The organism is Halochromatium sp. NSM3 (genome assembly GCF_059621085.1).
The window spans coordinates 62026-77529 of record NZ_JCAQIA010000005.1 but is presented as its reverse complement, the minus strand read 5'-3'; the positions used below and the strand labels follow the sequence as shown (position 1 = coordinate 77529).

The following is a 15504-nucleotide window of genomic DNA, read 5'->3' as shown; positions in this document are numbered from 1 at the left end:
CGGCATGCGCAGTCATTATTGCGGCGAGCTCGAGAGCGGGCTCATCGACCGCGAGGTCAGTCTTTGCGGGTGGGTCCATCGCCGCCGCGATCACGGCGGCGTGATCTTCATCGACCTGCGCGATCGCAGCGGGCTGGTGCAGGTGGTGTTCGATCCCGATCGCGCCGACATCTTCGCGCTCGCCGAGCAGGTGCGCAGTGAATACGTGCTGACGCTCAGCGGTCGCGTGCGCGCTCGCCCCGCAGGCACCGAGAACCCGGATCTGCCGACCGGTCAGGTCGAGGTGCTGGGGCTCTCGCTGCAGGTGCTGAACGCGGCCGAGACGCCCCCGTTCCAGCTCGATGAGCACGGCGCCGACACCTCCGAGGAGATCCGGCTGCGCTACCGCTATATCGACCTGCGCCGCCCCGAGATGCAGGAGCGCCTGCGCCTGCGTAGCCGCATCACCCAGACCCTGCGCACTTTCCTCGACGCGCGCGGCTTCCTCGATATCGAGACGCCGATCCTGACCAAGTCGACCCCCGAGGGCGCGCGCGACTACCTGGTCCCGAGTCGGGTGCATCCGGGTGAGTTCTACGCGCTGCCGCAGTCGCCCCAGCTGTTCAAGCAGCTGCTGATGATGTCGGGGCTGGATCGCTATTATCAGATCGCGCGCTGCTTCCGCGACGAGGATCTGCGCGCCGATCGCCAGCCCGAGTTCACCCAGCTCGACATCGAGACCTCGTTCATGGACGAGACCCAGCTCACCGAGCTGATGGAGCACATGGTCCGCGAGCTGTTCGCGAGCGTGCTCGCGACCGAGCTGCCCGAGCCTTTCCCGCGCATGACCTATGACGAGGCGATGCGCCGTTATGGCTCCGACCGGCCCGACCTGCGCGTGCCGCTAGAGCTGATCGATGTCGCCGATCTGATGGGCGAGGTCGAGTTCAAGGTCTTCGCCGGTCCGGCGGCCGATCCAGAGGGCCGGGTGGCGGCGCTGCGCCTGCCCAAGGGTGGCGAGCTGACGCGCAAGGAGATCGACGACTACACCAAGTTCGTCGGCATCTACGGCGCCAAGGGGCTGGCCTATATCAAGGTCAATGACTGGGCGGCGAAGGGCCGTGAGGGGCTGCAGTCACCGATTCTCAAGTTCCTGCCCGATAGCGCGGTCGAGGGCATCATGGCGCGCACGGGCGCCGAGGATGGCGATCTGGTCTTCTTTGGTGCCGACAAGGCGACCGTGGTCAATGAGGCGCTTGGCGCCTTGCGGGTCAAGCTTGGACAGGATCGTGGCCTGATGGAGTCGGGCTGGCGGCCGCTCTGGGTGGTCGACTTCCCGATGTTCGAGAAGGAACCGCACACCGGTCGCTGGATGGCGCTGCATCATCCGTTCACGGCGCCCAAGGAGGAGCAGCTCGATCAGCTCGAGTCCGATCCGGGCACCTGCCTGTCACGCGCCTATGATCTGGTGCTCAATGGCACTGAACTCGGTGGCGGTTCGATTCGTATCCACCGCGAAGAGGTTCAGCGCAGCATCTTCCGGCTACTGAAGATCAGCGACGAGGATGCCAATGACCGCTTCGGCTTCCTGCTCAACGCTCTCAAGTACGGCTGTCCGCCACACGGTGGCATCGCCTTCGGGCTCGACCGGCTGGTGATGCTGATGACCGGCAGCCAGTCGATCCGCGATGTGATGGCGTTCCCGAAGACGCAGACCGCCTCCTGTCTGCTCACCGACGCGCCATCGACGGTCGATGAGGCGCAGCTCAAGGAACTGGCGCTGCGGATCAAGCTGCGTGCTTGAGGCTCCGCCAAGCGCTGCGGCGGAGGCGACTTGGACCGGGGTGATCGAGGTGCCAGCGGCTGATGAGGGGCCACGAGATATGAGCGTGAAAGAAACCTTCAAGCGTCCGATTTCGGTGCTGGTGGTGGTCTTCAACACTGCCGGCGAGTTCATGCTGCTCAATCGCGTCAAGCCGAGCGGTTTCTGGCAATCGGTCACCGGCAGTCTGATGCCGGGTGAATCCCCGCGCAACGCGGCATTGCGCGAGCTGAAGGAAGAGACAGGCCTGCTCGGCGCCTCCGGGTTGATCGATCTGCATCAGTCGCGTCTGTTCCCGATCATCAACCCCTGGCGCAAACGCTACGCACAGGGCATCTGCTTCAATCGCGAGCATTGGTTCGCGCTGCGGCTTCCCTATCGGCGGCATATCCGCATCGATCCGGCCGAGCACAGCCAGGTGCTTTGGCTGCCGTTTGAGAAAGCCATCGAACTCGCCGGCTCTTGGACGAATCGTGAGGCGATGCGGCTGCTCGCGCTGCTCTGCCAGCAAGCGCCCTTGCACTTCGAGCCCGCTTAGACAGGCCGTTGATAGGGAAATGCGCTCAGCCCGTTGGGCTGATCAACGCTCCTCGTAGAGGCTGACCTTGGCGTCTTCGATCTGGTAGCCGGCATCACCGAGTTCGTCGCTGAAGGGCTCGACGCGCAGATGGCCCTCGACCCACACGGTATCGAAGAGACCGCCGGGATAGGGTTGATCATCCGGCGTGGTGACCAGGATGGTCTGATTCGCCGGTGGTGGCGGAACATGGATGCAGGCACCGAAGTAGGGCACCAGCAGGAACTCCCGGATGCTGGTCGCGTCGATCTCCAGCGGCACCACGAATCCGGGTAGGCGCACCTGACGACCATCGAGCGCCTCGACCACCGGAGCCTCGGCCCAGAGCGCCCTGAGTTTGTCCATCAATTCCAGGGCGCGCGGATCATCGTCGCTAAGGTTCTCGGCGTCGTACTCCTCCATCAGCGCCTCCGGCTGCCAATCGGCCGGGATCAGGTCGTCCCAGGAGAGTTCGACCGCGCTCCCATCCGGGGCCTCGAGTGCAAACTCCTCGTCGGTGAGGCCATTGCCGTCGTCCGACGCACCCCCACAGCCTGCGAGCAGCAGTGCCAAAAGCCCGAGCATTGACCAGGCTTGGCGGACCCGATGCGGCCGCCGAGGGCCTGGAGTACGTCCGTCCGCCTCTGGTGCTGATTCAGCGGCGCTCCATCGCTGTTGCACAGGCCACGGCTTTGCCGGCCTGGCGTCGAGTGAGAAGATGCAAAGGGATGCAGCGCTGTGAAATTGGGTCATGTGTGGGGCGCGCGTTCGATTTGATACGGTCAGCATAGCATTCGCATCAACGATCAATGGCGTCTCTGTTATGAGCGGTTGAGCGTCTTAGAGTCGCAACGCGAGGCCGCTGCTCAGCGACATCCGATAGGCGCGCCAGCCGGGGATCAGCCCGACCAGCAGGCCGGTGGCCAGCACCGCGCCTAGCAGCAGCCATTCGCGCGGCTTGGGCAGTCCAAGGTTGAATTGCAGGCCAAGTCGTGCCTCGAGCAGCGGCTGGCCGAGCGCGAAGAGCGCGATCAGGAGCCCAAGGCCGGCCAGCATCCCGAGCACCGTCAACAGCAGAGCCTCGCCGATGATGAGCCCGAGTACTTGGGCTGGTCGCGCGCCGAGCGAGCGTAGGATCGCCAGCTCGCGCCGGCGGCCCTCGAGTCCGATCAGCAGGGCGGTGAGCATGCCGATCAGGCCGACCAGCACGACGAAGCCGGAGACCACCAGCAGCGCGTTCTCGGCGAGCCCGATCACCGACCAGAGTTCGGAGAGTGCAACGCCCGGTAGCACCGCAAGCAAGGGCTCCTGCGGGTACTCGTTGATGCGGCGCTGCAATGCAAAGGTGGCGATGCGCGATTCCAGTCCGACTAGCATCGCGGTGATGGTCTTCGGCGTCAGGTCCATGGTGCGCGCCCGCTCGGCATCGATGTCGAGTCCTCGCATCGGCGCGCCTCTCTCCCAGCCGAAGTGGATCGCCTCGATCGCCTCCAGGCTGACGTGAACGCTGCGATCAACTGGCGTGCCGGTCCGCTCCAGGATGCCGACGATCCGAAACGGCTTGTCCTCATGGCGGCTGAAGCTCACATCGCTGGCACCGTGGGCGATGATGATCGCATCGCCGAGCCGATAGCCGAGCTTGGCCGCGACCTCGGCGCCGAGCACGGCGTCGTAGAGACCGTCGAAGCGCTCGCCTTTGGCCAGTACCAGCGGCTTGTTACGCCCGTAGCGGTAATGGTCGAAATAGGCGGCGCTGGTGCCCAGCACCGGAAAGCCACGATGCGAATCGCCGAGCGAGAGCGGCACCGTCCAGGCCACGCGCGGCATCGCCGCGATCTCCTGATAGCTCTGCCAGGAGAGGTTGTTGGTGGCGTTACCGATGCGAAACACCGAGTACAACATCAACTGCACCGGTCCGCTGCGTGCGCCGACGATGAGATCGGTGCCGGAGAGGGTGTTGGCGAAGCTGGCGCGCGCCTCGGTGCGGATGCGCTCGACGCCAAGCAGCAGCGCGACGCTGAGGGCGATCGAGAGCAGCGTCAGCAGCGCGGTGAAGCGCCGGTTGAGCAGGCTTTGCAGGGCGAGTCGGAGGATGGCCATGGGGATGAGGGTGCGTCGCCGTGCTCAGGGCGTGGGCGAGGTCATGGTCGCGGTCGGGCGGCTCTGCGCGGTCCGATTCAACTCCGGCAGTCGCACGGTGCGATCGAAGAGCGCTTCGAGGCTGGCGTCGTGACTGACGAAGACCAGCGTCGAGCCCATCTCGGCGCACTCGGCGAACAGCAGCTCAAGGAAGGCGCGGCGGCGATCGGCATCCAGCGACGAGGTCGGCTCGTCGGCGATCAACAGTTCGGGGGCGCCGAACAGCGCCCGTGCGGCGGCCACGCGCTGCTGCTGACCGATGCTGAGCGCGCTCACCGCTTGCCGCGACAGGCCCGGCTGGTCGAGATCCAGATGGCCGAGCAGGCGCTGGGCCTCGGCCGCCAGGCTCGGCGAGCGGGCCAGGGCCCGCGCGCGACGGCGGCGCGAGAAGCGCGCGGGTAAGGTCACGTTGTCGACGATGCCGAGATAAGGGATCAGATTGAAGAGCTGGAAGATGTAACCGATATGATCGGCGCGGAAGCGATCGCGCGCCGCCGAGCCGAGCTGGTCGAGCCGCTGGCCGAGCACCTCGATACGCCCCCGTTGCGGTTGGTTGACGCCGGCCAGCAGGCCGAGCAGGGTGCTCTTGCCACTGCCACTCGGCCCCTCGACGAACAGGCGCTCCCCAGCGGCGACTTCGAGCCTGTCGATCGCGAGCACATCCGGGCCCCGCGCTTGCCAACGAAAGCGTAGCTCATGCAGGGAGACGAGCGGAGTCATGCGTCAGAAGTCGAGACGCCGGTCGTTTGGGGTCAGCTCGAACGCATCCTGGCGAGTCTCGGTGAGCAGCTGGATTTGCAATCGCTGTGCGCCGGGAAAGGCATCGAAGAATCCGATCGTGAGTTCGGTGAGATTCTGTGGCTGCCGGCAGTCGAAGGCATAACTTGCGTCAATATCAGCATGGTCGTCATGCGCGGGCGCAAGTTCGTGTTCATGCCCATGATCCTGTTCATGCGCGTGGTGCTCGTTCTCGTCTTCATACCCGTGCCCGTGCCCGTGCTCCTGCTCCAGTTCCTGTGCTTGTCCGTAGTCATGCTCGTGATCCTGTGCATGCGCATGGCGTTCGGGCGCAGGCTGTTCCCCGATCGGCTCACCGAGATCGAGATCGACCTCGGTGGCCGTCAACACACAACCGGCTGCGGGCGTGGGCGCGAACAACTGTTGCGGCGCTTGCAACAGCGCCCGCGTCGTTTCGATCGCCTGGCGCTGCGCCTCGGTTCGCGGTGCGTGCTCGAAGCCGAGCAGGTCCATGGCGGGACTGATCAGCTCGATCAGCAGCAGGTCGCCCTCCACCGCGATGTTGAGGTGGCCGACACCATGCACATGAGCGCGCTGTTCGCGATAGCCGGTCTGCTGCTCATCGTCGCTTTGGGCAAGACCGTTGTCGGTGCCGAGCACAGCGAGCGTGAGTCCGCAGAGGAAGGCGATGCGAGACGATGGGCGAGAAGCCGGGCGCGAGGTGGATCTAGTCAACGACATCGGCTGATCCTCAGGTCTTGCTGGTCTTATGGGTGCAATGCGCGCAGGTGCCGAGGACTTCGATCACCGGGCGCTCAGGACGAAACCCCGTCTCTTGCTCCAGGGCGCGCAGACTCCCGGCAATGGCCTCGCTCTCGAGTTCATTGACGCGCCCGCAATCGGCGCAGATCAAGAACTGGCTCGCGTGCGGGTGCTCGGGATGGGTACAACCGATGAACGCATGCAGGGTTTCCAGCTTGTGCACCAATCCTTGCTCGAGCAGGAAATCGAGCGCCCGGTAGACCGTCGGCGGTGCCGCCGTGGAGCCCTCGCGCAAGTGGTCGAGGATCTCGTAGGCGCCGACTGGACGTTCGGCGCGACAGACGAGTTCCAGGACCCGGCGACGTTGCGCGGTGAAGCGCACGCCGCGTTGCGCGCACAGCCGTTCGGCCGTGCTCAGGGCTTGGTGCAGGGTCTCTTCGTCCATTAGGGTGTCGTGGTTGCTCGTACCGCTCTGCGCGCGCGCCGCTTGGCGAGGACATTGGCCGTCATGGCGGATACCAGATAAAGCGCCCCAGCCAGCAGGATGATGGTTGGCCCCGTAGGCAGATCAGGCGCGTAGGACAGGGCCAGCCCCCCGCCGGTGAGGAGGGCGCCGATCACCGTCGCGCCCATCATCATGCCGGCCAGGGTTCTGGTCCATTGACCGGCGACCGCCGCCGGTAGTGTCAGCAGCGCGATGACCAGGATCAGGCCAACGACCTGGATCATCAGCACCACCGTAACTGCCACCAGCACCAGCAACAGCAAATAGAAGAGGTCGACGGGAACGCCTCGCAAGCGCGCGAACTCGTCGTCGAAGGCAATGGCGACGAAGTGCCGATAAAACAGCGCGACGGTCACCAGCAGGACCAGGTCGAGCATGGCCATGAACCCGAGTTCGCGTTTTGGGACCAAGAGGATGTTGCCGAACAGAAAGCTCATCAAGTCGGTGGCATAGCCGGGTGTTTGCGAGACGAAGAGGATGCCGACCGCCATGCCGATGGCCCAGAGCGCACCGATCGCGGTGTCCTCTCCGGTGCGCCAGCGCAGCCTGACCCAGCCGATCAATAAGGCCGCGACCACGGCCGCAGCCAAGGCGCCACTGAGCGGGTCGTAGCCATAGAACAGGGCCGCCCCCATGCCCGCGAGCACCGAGTGAGCAATGCCGCCGGCCAGGAAGGTGATGCGTTTGACGACGACGAAGGGGCCGATCAGTCCACAGCCAATGCTGGCGAGCAGCCCGGCGATCAAAGCTTGCTGAAGAAAGCCGTGTTGGACCAGCGCGTTGAAGAATTCAGCCATGCTCGGTGTGCCCATGATGGGGTTGCGGTGTACGCGGCCGAGCAGCGAGGGTGGAGGCCTCTTGATCATGCCCGTGGCTTCCCCCGTGCGCATGGCTGATCAGGCGCACCCGCTCACCATAGAGGTCATTGATAACATCACCATCGACGGCCTCGGTGCGGTGACAGACCAGGGTACGATTCAGGCAGGCTACCCGACTGACATAGCTCGAGATGAAGCCGATATCGTGTGAGACCACGACGATGGTCAGATGGGTGTTCAACTCACCGAGCAGCTCGAAGATCTCGCCTTCCAGACGCTGATCGATATTCGCGGTCGGCTCGTCGAGGATCAGGATCTCGGGCTCGCCAACCAGAGCGCGCGCGAGGAGCACGCGCTGCAATTGTCCCCCCGACAGCGAGCCGATGGGCGCCGCCGCGAGATCGCCAGCCTCAACATCGGCCAATGTGCGCCGCGCGATCTGTCGATCAGCACGGCGCCAGCCGCCCACAGCGTGCCAGGGTTTGGCACCGAGCCCGAGCCGGCCCATGAGCACCACATCGAGCACCTGAATCGGAAACTCGCGTGGGAAGGCCGGGTATTGCGGCACATAACCGAGGTGGCGTCTTGCCTGTTTCGGCGTGCGGCCGAGGACCTGGATGTGGCCTTGCTGGGGGCTGAGCAGGCCGAGGATGAGCTTCAACAGCGTACTCTTGCCACCGGCATTGGGGCCGACGAGCCCGAGGAATTCACCGGCCTCGACCTGCACACTGACATCTTCCAGCACCGGCACGTCGCCATAGGCGAAACCAACATGCTGAATCTCAATGGCGGCGGAGCTGGGCTTCATGGCGCGTGCGTTGATCGATTGGATGTCGGATCAGCGGGTGCTGCGGGCCCGGTGGTGTTGGCCTCGACCAGGATGCGCGCGAAGCGGCGCAGATTGGCGGCGTAATCCGCAGCCAGCGGGGTTGCCGACTCGACCCGCCCGCCGATGCTCCGGGCGATCTGTTGGGCGGCGCGTTGATCGAACTCCGGCTGCACGATGATGGCCCGGGCGCCGGTGGCTTGCGCTTGTTCGATCAATGCCGAGAGCCGGCGCGGCCCGGGTTCCTTGCCGGCGCGCTCGATCGGGATCTGTTCGAGATCGTAGGTGTCGGCAAAATAGCCCCAGGCCGGGTGATAGACCAGAAAGGTGCGATGGTCGAGTTCGGCCAAGCGGGCCTCGAGATCCTCATGCAAGGCCTGAAGTTCGGCATCGAAGCGCTGCTGATTGCGTGCGTAGAGCGCCGCACCTTCGGGATCGAGTGCGCTCAGGCGCTCGCGGATGGCGATGGCCATCGCGCGCACGAGTGGCGGGCTGGTCCAGATGTGCGGGTCCATGGCCTCGGCGTCCTGATCAGGGTGAGCATGCTCCTGATCGTGAGCATGGTCGTGGCCATGATCGTGCGCCTCGAGGGTCCGCAATGGCAGCCCGTCACGCAGATCGAGGATCGGCATCCCCGGATTCGCGGCCTGGATGCGTTTCATCCAGGCGTTCTCGAAGGGGACGCCGACGCGGACATAGAGATCGGCCTCGGCGAGGGCCGCGACCTGTTTCGGGCTTGGGTCGTAGGTGGCCGGGCTGTGCCCTGGTCGCACCATGACCTCGGTATCGACGCGCTCGCCTCCCACGGCATCGACGAAGGTCTGAACCGGCAACACGCTGGCAAAGACCTTGAGTGCGGGTCGCTCCGCATCGGCGAACGCAGGTAGACCCGCAGACAAGAGCGAAAGCACGAAAAGCGACATCAAACTGCGCACGGTTGGAACCTCGGTATCAATCGGCACCCTATTTCCGAAACATTATAACACCCTGCTGTCGGTGTCACGCTAGAACGTCCCTAAGCTCGACGCCGCAGGCCGTTAAAGAGATCAGAGGAGCGCCGACGATGGACCGCTATGACCGAAATTTACATATCCCGAGCCTACTCGGAGAGGATTCAACGGGCGTTGAGGTGAGCGATGGCCATCGCCTCGGTGGCCTGTTGGGTTTTATCGGGTCTGTTCGGCAGGAGGGGGCTGGGGCTGGTTCGCGTCGGTCGAGAATTCAAGCTGGCGTGCCAATGCCTGCGCCGAGGGGTTGTCCGGTGCTTGTTTCAGTAACCGGCGGGCGTACTCGAGCGCCTGGGCGTCCTCGCCGATCTGGCGATGGTAGCCCACCAAGGCGGACAAGATGTCGCGATCTTCGGGGCGCTGCTGATCAAGGCGTTCGAGCACCTGAATGGCCGCCGCTGTCTGGCCATTCGTTTGCAACGCCACGGCCTGGACATAGCCGTAACGCAGGTTATCCGGTGCGAGTTCGGCGGCTTCGGCGAGAGCGACTAAGGCCTGATCGAGCCGCTGCTGGCACACCAACGACAGACCCAGCGCATGGTGCAGATCGGTGCTGTCTGGATTGCGAGTCAGCCCCTGCCGCAATAGGCGCTCGGCGGCTGGCTCCTGCCCGCGTTCACTGAATAACTGCGCCAGGTTGACATAGGCCGGAACAAACTGGGGTTGCTGCGCAATGGCTTGGCGATAGGCCTGCTCGGCCTTCTGATAACGGCCCAGGTCAGCGTAAAGCACGCCCAGGTTCAGCTGGGCTTCGGGACGCTCGGCGTTGAAGGCTTGGACCGCGATGTATTCCTCGATCGCTGCGGCCAGCCTGTCCTTCACCTCGGCCGGTAAAGACTCCGCTGGCACGCCAGCGAGCAAGCGGGCGGCTTCGATGCGGATGGCTTTGTGCGCATCTCCTAGCAGCGGGATGGCGAGCCGCCGCAGCGCCGGCCCGAGTGGCTCCAAGGCGTGCAGCGCGCCGAGCCGCAGCAAGGGCTCAGCGGCAGTGAGTCCTTGTTGGACCTGGGTCAGCATGGCGTTGTCAGGATAGCCTGCCAGCGCGTGCAACGCCGTGGCGCGAGTGATCGCTGGCTGCTGCGGGTTGGCGGCGATGGCTTGCAGCCGTTGGCCAGCGGCCAGGCGCCCCGGTGCGCGCCGCCTGCATGGCCTGCGCATAGAGCGCCAATGGCTGCGGCGCATCGCCATACCAGGTCGCAATGAGCTGCGCGGCCCATGCGTCGGTTTTGTCCGCGTGGCATTGAGTACAGGCGTTCGGCGTGCCCATGGCCAGGGACAGATCCGGGCGCGGGATGCGGAAGCTGTGATCGTGGCGGGCGTCCACCACCATGAAGGCGGTCGGCGGCATGTGACATTCGATGCAACTGGCCCCGCGCGACTCTTGCGAATGGAAGTGATGTGCCGCACGCGCATAGCGTGCCGGGGAGTGACACTGGAAACAGGTGGCATCACCCGGAAAGCGCAGGTCGGCGGCATGAGGATCATGGCAATCGGAGCAGGTGACGCCGGCCTGGTGCATCTTGCTCTGCAGGAAGGAGCCCCAGACGTAGACCTCGTCGTGCATCTGGCCGTCCGGATAGTAGAGTCCTTCGGTCAAGAATGCGGGCTGGAACCCATCCAGAAAGGACTGCCCGGCAAAGGTGTGATCGGTCATCTGGCTGCGGCGGCTATGGCAGCGGGCACAAACCTGTATCTCCTTGGCGCTCGTGCGCGGCTTGGAGCGCTTGGCCAGGGCGGTGTCCGGGTCGATCCGCCAGGCGACCCCGGCGCGTTCGTCCAACCGAACCGTCAGGCCCCGATCCGGGATCTCCGATGCCTCGCCGCGCGCGGTTGCTTCGGCCCACTCCAGATGTCGGGAGCCAGGGCCATGGCAGGCCTCGCAGGAGACATCGATTTCGGACCAGGTGGTTTGATAGCTGTCGCTGGCGGGGTCATAGCCTTTGCGCAGATGGGTGGAGTGGCAATCGGCGCACATGAAATTCCAGTTCAGGTTCGGCCCGGTCCAGTGCAGCACGTCATCGTGGCGCACTGGGTCGTCCGGGTGCAGATGCATCCAACGCTGCCCGCCTTCTGCCTCGGGGCGGCTGTCCCAGGCGATGTCGAGCGCCTGCAGCCGCCCACCGGGAAAGGCGATCAGGTATTGCTGCAGCGGATAGACGCCGAAAGTGTATTTGATCGGGTAATCGTGCAAGGCGCCATCCGGCCCCTCGGTGCGCACCATAAAAGCGCCATCCTGGCGGTAAAAGCGGGAGGTGACGCCAAACTGCTCGAAGCGGGCGTCATCGAAATCCCCCAGCACCGAGGTGTCGCTCGCCTCCTGCATGGCCAGGTCATGGTGAGAGCCACTCCAGCGGGCGTTCTCTTCGGCGTGACATGTTGCGCATTGGGCACGTCCGACGTAGCTTGGCTCGGCGTCGGCAGCGGCGTACGCGAGCCAGGCGAGCAGGACGCTGGTCAAGATGCATCTGATCGTAGGTGCTGAAGTGTTCGTGTCATCCAATGGTCTTGTCTATCTGGTTCTATTGTCGCGCGCGGAGTTGCAGTTGAACACCTCAGATCCCGGTCTCCGGCGCTCGCCGGCGGCGCAAACCCTGGTTGGCGACGGCGCGATTCGAATGGCGCCCTTGCTCGGCTTGCCGCGACTGCTGGCGGAGATGGGTGTGGATCCGGATCAGACCATTCGTGAGGGTGGCGGCGACCTGGCCGCTTTCGATGATGCGGACAAGACCATTACTTTTCCCGCGCTCGGGCGTTTGCTCGCGCACTGCGCGCGGGTGACCGCTTGCCCGCATCTGGGGCTGGAACTCGGACGGCGCCTGGGGCTTGACGTCTTGGGGGTGATCGGCGCGATGGCACGGGTCGCGCCTGATCTAGGCACGGCGCTGCGCTTGATCATTCTGCACCTGCATCTGCATGATCGTGGCGCCGTGCCGCTGCTGTGGGAGCGAGGAGACCAGGCCCGTCTGGGCTATGTCATTCACTGGCCGGATGTGCCGGGCACCGAGCAGATTTACGACGGCACGGTGGCGATCAGCTATAACCTGATCCGCGCCCTGGTCGGCCCCACTTGGCGGGCGAACGCCGTCTGGTTATGTCGACCGTCGCCTGAGCAACTGGCACCTTACCAGGCGCATTTCCGCGCCCGACTGCATTTTGCCGCCTCCTTTGCCGTCGTGGGCTTTCCCGCCGCTGATCTCGCCCGCCCGCTACCCAGTGCCGACGCGGCAGCCTTTGCGCAGGCGCAGGCCGAAGTCGCAAGCCTGGAGGCACTGGCCGATGTTTTGCTCCATGAACGGGTGCGACGGATACTGCGGCGCTTGCTGGTTGACGGCGCGCCGGCCAGCGGGCTGCATCTGCAGCAGATCGCGGCGCTGTTTGGGCTGCACCCGCGCAGCATGAATCGACGCTTGCAGGCGGAAGGCACCAGCTTCAAGGCGCTGCTCGATGAGAGCCGTTATCGCATCGCCCGCCAGCTGTTGCGCGATGGCAACCAACCGATGCAGGAGTTGGCCTTCACCCTGGGCTATGCCGATATCACCGCTTTTACCCGCGCCTTTCGCCGCTGGGCCGGCGTCTCGCCGAGCGCCTGGCGCGCCGCTTGCCGGTCTGGCAACTGACGCTTCCATTCACTTCGCGACAGCGCGTGTGAAATCGCTAAAAAATGTCGTGAAATGTCAATCAAAACGCCCTTCGATTCGCGATAATCGCGACCGCGCGGATCATTGACCTTTGTCATTCATCGCCGGGTGCTGGTCTTCTGACCCCGGATGCTCTGTTCGACGCCCTGGCTGCGGAGATCGCATTCGATGGCGTGCGCTGATCCTTCAGACCATCCACCCACCTCCCTAAGCTAACCCAATGCCTCTGAAGCACCTCGCCGGCTTAGTCACCATCACGGTTGCTCTACTCGCCCAGGGCTGCGCGACGCCGCCACCGCAGTTGGTCGGTATCGACAACCCGGCAGCGCCGGTGGCGTCCATACCCGACCTGCGCCGGCACCGTACCTTTATTGTCACCACGCGGGCGGCGACCGAGGAGGTCGGGGCCTTCTTCTCGGGAGAGCGCGCGCCGGAATTGGGCCTTGCCTCGGTCGATGTCACTATTCCGCCGAACCATGCGGTTGGTCAGCTTGAGCGGCCCAAGCGGCTGCCGCCCGACCCGCGCACCGAGTTTGCGATTGTCAATCCGACGGTGTACCGCACGGATGCGTCCTTCATCGCCGAGATCGACCGCGAACTCGCGACCCGTGCGGTCGGCAAACGCACGCTGCTGCTGTTTGTGCACGGCTACAACACCACCACCAGCGACGCGCTGCTGCTCCTGGCGCAATTTGTCGAGGACACCGGCTTTCAGGGCGTACCGGTGCTTTTCACCTGGGCGTCGGCGGCCAAGTTGGAGCGCTATGTTTACGATCTGAACAGCGCTCTCATCGCCCGCGGCAAGATCAAGGACATGTCCGATATCCTGGTGCGCACCCAAACAGAAAGCGTGGACATCTTCGCGCATTCGATGGGCACCTTCCTGACCATGGAAGGCCTGGTTGACGCCCAGCAGGCCGGCACCCTCGGTCGCCGCGCAACCATCAACCACATCATGCTCGCCTCGCCCGACATCGATCTTGACCTGTTCCGCACCCAGCTTGCCCAACTGGCCCCGGCGATTCGCAAGAAGATGTACCTGCTGGTCTCCAAGGACGACATCGCGCTGAATCTGTCGCGCCGGATCGCCGGCGGCGTGCCGCGCGTCGGCGCTGCTGATGCCGAGCAATTGGAGCCGCTGGGCGTGACGGTCATCGACCTGTCCGAGATCAACAATTCCAGCTCCGGCAGCCACTCCAAGTTCGTCGGCTCTCCCGAGGTGGTGCAACTGATCGGCGCTGGGCTGAATTCCGCCGGGCGCTTCGGTGAATCCAACCTGCCCGCCCTCAATCAGCTCCTCTCTGGTGTGCCGATTCGTATCATCGGCAACTGATTGCTTGATCCAATTCGCACAACCCAATCAACACGCCGCCGAGGAGACGCGCATGCCGAACGCTGTTGATGTCCCGATCACGACAGGAGCACAAGCCGTGAAACAATGCTGGAGTCACCGCAGTCGCCCGACCGAAAGACCGGACGCCAGGCTCTTGTCGCGACCATCTGCGCGCCGGTTCCTGAACGACTCCCGTCAAGTGACTTGCCTTCGTACCTCAGGGGCGTATGCTGTCGAGCATGTTCAGCGTCATCGAAACCCCGCTGTTCTCCAAGCTCTGGCCGCGCTACTGGCGTGAAGAAGAGCGCGGTGCCTTTGCGGCTTTCCTGGCCGCCAACCCATTGGCTGGCGATGTGATTCCTGGTACGAATGGCTTGCGCAAAGTCCGCTGGAGTCGCGCCGGATCCGGGGAATCAGCCGGGGTGCGGGTAATTTATTACACCAGTTTGAGAATGGCGCGTTGATCCTGCTGGTGCTGTATGCCAAATCCGAACGCGGCAACCTGTCCGCAAGCCAACTGCTGGAGATCCGACATGCCATCGACCGCTCAACCACTCACTGATGCCGAGCTGGACGCCTTCGAGGACGGGCGCGACCTGGGCGAAGACCTGCTCGAATCCATCCGCCAGATGAAGGCCGGCCAGGGCACGGTGGTGTACTCGCCGGTCATCGCCGCGCGCCAACAGGCGGGGCTGTCGCAATCCCAGTTTGCCGCCCTGCTCGGGGTGTCGGTGCGGACCTTGCAGGGGTGGGAACAGGGAAAGCGCCAGCCTTCCGGGGCCGCCCAGACCCTGTTCAAGGTCGCTGTGCGCCATCCCGAGGTGTTGCGCGAGTTGGCTCAGTAGCCAGAGCGAAGCGCGCCCGGCCGGCAGCGGTCAACGACCAGTTAACCAGCAGACCCTAACGCCGCTCTTGTGCAAGCGCTGGCGCAGACCGGAGAGAAAGATTTCCAGGACACCTTTGGTGGCGCCATAGGCGTAGTTGGTCGCGCGACCGCGATACCCTGCGACTGAGCCGATGGCGACGATCCGGCGCGGCTCTTGCCCATGTCGATTCTCGTGATCCTTCGATTCGAGCGGCAGAGCCGCCAGGACGGCGTATCGAGGCAGAGCCTCGGCGCGAAAGTGGAACCCTCCCCTATGTCGGATCGACCAGGCGGTCGAGACACTTGCGCGCCCAGAAACGGCCGGCGGCGATCAATGGCGTGGCCTTATAGAACTCATGGGTTTCGCAGATGTTGTCCGGAATATCGAACAGGATGTCTGGGGGATAGGACGCCAACCGATAGGACGCCAACCGATAGCGCGCAATGGTCGCCAGCATGGTGTCGAACATGCCGAGCAGCACATCGGTCGGTTGCATCGGCCGCGTCTATACGTCA

The 15504-nt window shown here is 64.5% G+C and carries 18 protein-coding genes; 6 read left to right on the top strand and 12 right to left on the bottom strand.

The annotated features are described in order from the left end of the window. Positions 1–4 precede the first annotated feature (4 nt). A complete protein-coding gene (aspS, locus tag AC54T3_RS03605) occupies positions 5–1783 on the top strand; it encodes an aspartate--tRNA ligase (protein ID WP_496622408.1) in 1779 nt (592 codons plus the stop codon). 79 nt (positions 1784–1862) lie between these two features. After that, on the top strand, positions 1863–2339 hold the full coding sequence (gene nudB, locus AC54T3_RS03600) for a dihydroneopterin triphosphate diphosphatase (RefSeq protein WP_496622407.1): 477 nt from the start codon (positions 1863–1865) through the stop codon (positions 2337–2339). A gap of 42 nt (positions 2340–2381) precedes the next feature. Here nudB and AC54T3_RS03595 read toward each other — a convergent pair whose 3' ends face one another. The 10 genes from AC54T3_RS03595 to AC54T3_RS03550 all read right to left on the bottom strand — a co-directional run bounded on the left by AC54T3_RS03595 (position 2382) and on the right by AC54T3_RS03550 (position 11610). After that, on the bottom strand, positions 2382–2942 hold the full coding sequence (locus AC54T3_RS03595) for a DUF3299 domain-containing protein (protein WP_496622405.1): 561 nt from the start codon (positions 2940–2942) through the stop codon (positions 2382–2384). Positions 2943–3197: 255 nt separating this feature from the next. Further along, positions 3198–4457: an ABC transporter permease gene (locus tag AC54T3_RS03590; protein WP_496622403.1), complete on the bottom strand. Its 1260-nt coding sequence runs from the start codon at positions 4455–4457 to the stop codon at positions 3198–3200. Between the two features lie 24 nt (positions 4458–4481). Then, positions 4482–5216, bottom strand: a complete 735-nt coding sequence (locus tag AC54T3_RS03585) for an ABC transporter ATP-binding protein (protein WP_496622401.1) — start codon at positions 5214–5216, stop codon at positions 4482–4484. Positions 5217–5219: 3 nt separating this feature from the next. Next, positions 5220–5975 carry a DUF2796 domain-containing protein gene (locus AC54T3_RS03580; protein WP_496622399.1) on the bottom strand — a complete coding sequence of 252 codons (756 nt, stop codon included), beginning with the start codon at positions 5973–5975 and terminating at the stop codon, positions 5220–5222. A 10-nt stretch (positions 5976–5985) separates the two neighbouring features. Then, positions 5986–6441 (bottom strand): transcriptional repressor, encoded by a 456-nt coding sequence (locus AC54T3_RS03575; protein ID WP_496622397.1) that lies wholly within the window; start codon positions 6439–6441, stop codon positions 5986–5988. After that, positions 6441–7298, bottom strand: a complete 858-nt coding sequence (locus AC54T3_RS03570; protein WP_496622512.1) for a metal ABC transporter permease — start codon at positions 7296–7298, stop codon at positions 6441–6443. The genes AC54T3_RS03575 and AC54T3_RS03570 overlap by 1 nt, the downstream gene beginning before the upstream one ends. Continuing rightward, a complete protein-coding gene (locus AC54T3_RS03565; RefSeq protein WP_496622396.1) occupies positions 7291–8127 on the bottom strand; it encodes a metal ABC transporter ATP-binding protein in 837 nt (278 codons plus the stop codon). The genes AC54T3_RS03570 and AC54T3_RS03565 overlap by 8 nt, the downstream gene beginning before the upstream one ends. After that, the gene (locus AC54T3_RS03560) at positions 8124–9056 is read right to left on the bottom strand and encodes a metal ABC transporter solute-binding protein, Zn/Mn family (RefSeq protein WP_496622394.1); all 933 of its coding nucleotides are present in this window, start codon (positions 9054–9056) and stop codon (positions 8124–8126) included. Before AC54T3_RS03560 ends, AC54T3_RS03565 begins: the two co-directional genes overlap by 4 nt. Before the next feature lie 255 nt (positions 9057–9311). Next, positions 9312–10169: a tetratricopeptide repeat protein gene (locus tag AC54T3_RS03555; RefSeq protein WP_496622392.1), complete on the bottom strand. Its 858-nt coding sequence runs from the start codon at positions 10167–10169 to the stop codon at positions 9312–9314. A gap of 7 nt (positions 10170–10176) precedes the next feature. Then, positions 10177–11610, bottom strand: coding sequence for a multiheme c-type cytochrome (locus tag AC54T3_RS03550; RefSeq protein WP_496622390.1), 1434 nt, complete (start codon positions 11608–11610; stop codon positions 10177–10179). Between the two features lie 85 nt (positions 11611–11695). Between AC54T3_RS03550 and AC54T3_RS03545 the strand changes: the two genes are divergently transcribed. The 4 genes from AC54T3_RS03545 to AC54T3_RS03530 all read left to right on the top strand — a co-directional run bounded on the left by AC54T3_RS03545 (position 11696) and on the right by AC54T3_RS03530 (position 14968). Next, the gene (locus tag AC54T3_RS03545; RefSeq protein ID WP_496622388.1) at positions 11696–12769 is read left to right on the top strand and encodes an AraC family transcriptional regulator; all 1074 of its coding nucleotides are present in this window, start codon (positions 11696–11698) and stop codon (positions 12767–12769) included. 322 nt (positions 12770–13091) lie between these two features. Next, positions 13092–14123 carry an alpha/beta hydrolase gene (locus tag AC54T3_RS03540; RefSeq protein WP_496622386.1) on the top strand — a complete coding sequence of 344 codons (1032 nt, stop codon included), beginning with the start codon at positions 13092–13094 and terminating at the stop codon, positions 14121–14123. 239 nt (positions 14124–14362) lie between these two features. Then, positions 14363–14587: a hypothetical protein gene (locus AC54T3_RS03535; protein WP_496622384.1), complete on the top strand. Its 225-nt coding sequence runs from the start codon at positions 14363–14365 to the stop codon at positions 14585–14587. 69 nt (positions 14588–14656) lie between these two features. Further along, positions 14657–14968 (top strand): helix-turn-helix domain-containing protein, encoded by a 312-nt coding sequence (locus AC54T3_RS03530; RefSeq protein ID WP_496622382.1) that lies wholly within the window; start codon positions 14657–14659, stop codon positions 14966–14968. A 30-nt stretch (positions 14969–14998) separates the two neighbouring features. On the opposite strand, the gene AC54T3_RS03525 is transcribed toward AC54T3_RS03530, so the two are convergent. Both AC54T3_RS03525 and AC54T3_RS03520 read right to left on the bottom strand, forming a co-directional pair. Further along, positions 14999–15142, bottom strand: a complete 144-nt coding sequence (locus AC54T3_RS03525; RefSeq protein WP_496622510.1) for a hypothetical protein — start codon at positions 15140–15142, stop codon at positions 14999–15001. 118 nt (positions 15143–15260) lie between these two features. After that, the gene (locus tag AC54T3_RS03520; protein WP_496622380.1) at positions 15261–15485 is read right to left on the bottom strand and encodes a hypothetical protein; all 225 of its coding nucleotides are present in this window, start codon (positions 15483–15485) and stop codon (positions 15261–15263) included. Between the last annotated feature and the right edge of the window lie 19 nt (positions 15486–15504).

Bases quoted from the DNA above. Each gene is read 5' to 3' on its own strand.
- AC54T3_RS03530 (WP_496622382.1), top strand. From the start codon at position 14,657: ATGCCATCGACCGCTCAACCACTCACTGATGCCGAGCTGGACGCCTTC.
- AC54T3_RS03585 (WP_496622401.1), bottom strand. From the start codon at position 5,216: ATGACTCCGCTCGTCTCCCTGCATGAGCTACGCTTTCGTTGGCAAGCG.
- AC54T3_RS03565 (WP_496622396.1), bottom strand. From the start codon at position 8,127: ATGAAGCCCAGCTCCGCCGCCATTGAGATTCAGCATGTTGGTTTCGCC.
- AC54T3_RS03555 (WP_496622392.1), bottom strand. From the start codon at position 10,169: ATGCTGACCCAGGTCCAACAAGGACTCACTGCCGCTGAGCCCTTGCTG.
- AC54T3_RS03595 (WP_496622405.1), bottom strand. From the start codon at position 2,942: ATGCTCGGGCTTTTGGCACTGCTGCTCGCAGGCTGTGGGGGTGCGTCG.
- AC54T3_RS03575 (WP_496622397.1), bottom strand. From the start codon at position 6,441: ATGGACGAAGAGACCCTGCACCAAGCCCTGAGCACGGCCGAACGGCTG.
- AC54T3_RS03520 (WP_496622380.1), bottom strand. From the start codon at position 15,485: ATGCAACCGACCGATGTGCTGCTCGGCATGTTCGACACCATGCTGGCG.
- aspS (WP_496622408.1), top strand. From the start codon at position 5: ATGCGCAGTCATTATTGCGGCGAGCTCGAGAGCGGGCTCATCGACCGC.
- AC54T3_RS03590 (WP_496622403.1), bottom strand. From the start codon at position 4,457: ATGGCCATCCTCCGACTCGCCCTGCAAAGCCTGCTCAACCGGCGCTTC.
- AC54T3_RS03580 (WP_496622399.1), bottom strand. From the start codon at position 5,975: ATGTCGTTGACTAGATCCACCTCGCGCCCGGCTTCTCGCCCATCGTCT.
- nudB (WP_496622407.1), top strand. From the start codon at position 1,863: ATGAGCGTGAAAGAAACCTTCAAGCGTCCGATTTCGGTGCTGGTGGTG.
- AC54T3_RS03570 (WP_496622512.1), bottom strand. From the start codon at position 7,298: ATGGCTGAATTCTTCAACGCGCTGGTCCAACACGGCTTTCTTCAGCAA.
- AC54T3_RS03535 (WP_496622384.1), top strand. From the start codon at position 14,363: ATGTTCAGCGTCATCGAAACCCCGCTGTTCTCCAAGCTCTGGCCGCGC.